Raw genomic sequence first — 1,645 nt, forward strand, 5'->3', positions numbered from 1 at the left:
TGCCGGGTGCCGGGAAGGATCGAGCCAAAGCTTCTCCCGCCCCTCAAGGGCCAACGGTTTTCGCGAAAACGGCGGGCAAGGCAACAACCCCCTTGACCCCGCCCGGCGAAAACCCTGGCAAACGCGAGGCTCCGGCGAGTTGACGGAGAGGTTACGCAGCGGATTGCAAAGCCCAGCGTTTCCTCAGAAAAACCAACGCCTTCCCTGAAAATTGTTATCAAGACAAACCGGGAACAACCGGCGAACATGATAACAGCGGATTAGTCTCATTAGACACCTACGAAATAGAAAACCCCGGCTCGGCGGCAACCGAGACCGGGGTTCAAGCTCATGTGAAAGCGTCCAACTTTCCTCAACATCATACCGCGAGCGCAGCCACCGGATCAACTGCCACAAAGAATAGCGTGCATGGAAAATCGGCGGTGCGGACATGACGCGGCACCTCACGCATGCAGGTTTGCCGGCTGATCTGACCCGTTGGCAGTTGTTGCGCCTGGTCGAGAGTGCGCGCCGGCCGCTCGGGCTCAGCAAGGGCGCCGTGGGCTACCTGCGCCATGCCATCGGGCTCACCACGGACGGCGACTTCGCCAAGGGGCGAATCTGCGCCTTCTGGGCTTCGGTCACAGAAATCGCGGCCTCGCTGGGCATGGAACGCCGACAGATCACCCGGATCGAAGCCGAGCTGATCGAGCGGGGGCTGATCCACAAATCCAGCACCAATCGCAGCCGCCGCAGCGGTCATCGGCTTCACGGCGTGATCCGGCACGAATTCGGCATCAACCTTGCCCCGCTGATCGAGCGCGCACAGGAAATCCAGGCGCTGGCGCAGAGGGCCATGCGGGAGCAGATCGAGGCCAAGGCACTGCGCAAGCAGATCAACAAGTTGTTCGAGCGCATCCGTGGGCTTGGCTGTGATGCGGCAGAGCTTGCCGCCGATGCCGTCCTGCCCAACCACCGTCCGTCCACGATCCAGAGCTTTCAGCGCCTCAAGCAGGTTGCAGCCGCTCTGGAGGCGGTTCTGGCCGATTTTTCGGCCAACGTCGGTGGGGGTGAAATGTCCCACCAGTGCGACATTTCCACCCTACCCAATACCAATCCTGATCAGATCGATAAAACCTGTAGGGCTGAGAACAGGGCTGCGCGGCGGCCGATCCGCACCACGCCTGCGCAGGTCTGGCTGCTGGCATCGGAGCGTTTCCGGGAATATCTCGCGTTCTACGCTGCTAGCCTCGGGTGCGGCCGTGCCCCTGATGAGCGATGTTTCGTAATGGCGGCGCGCGACCTTGCGATGAATATCGGGATCTCCACGCGGGCATGGCGGCAGAGCTGCGAGATTCTCGGCGAGGCCCGGACGGCGCTCTGCGTGCTGATCGCGGATCGGAATGCCTGCCGCCACGATGATTTCCGGGTCAGGGATGCTGCCGCGGCTTTTGTCGGCATGGTGCGGAAAGAGGCGCGGCAGGGTGCCGTGGTCGATACGCTGGTGGGCGAGCTGACGGCCTTCAGCCGGGGGTGCGGGTATGTCTGAGCGTAGCGGCAAATCGATCTTCGCGCACAAGCAGACCTATTCGCGCAAGGGCAACAGCAAGAGCCGGTCGGTCCGTGACGTCGCGGATGAGGCCGAGCGGCTGGACGGGGCCTGCCC

At 62.7% G+C, this 1,645-nt stretch carries 1 protein-coding gene; it reads left to right on the forward strand.

Translation table 11 applies throughout. From position 1 onward, the window contains the following. The first annotated feature begins 430 nt into the window (after positions 1-430). A complete protein-coding gene (locus tag BLT64_RS25860) occupies positions 431-1,528 on the forward strand; it encodes a helix-turn-helix domain-containing protein (protein ID WP_011748675.1) in 1,098 nt (365 codons plus the stop codon). Positions 1,529-1,645 lie beyond the last annotated feature (117 nt).

It is taken from the genome of Paracoccus denitrificans, from assembly GCF_900100045.1.
Taxonomy (GTDB): Bacteria; Pseudomonadota; Alphaproteobacteria; order Rhodobacterales; family Rhodobacteraceae; genus Paracoccus; species Paracoccus denitrificans.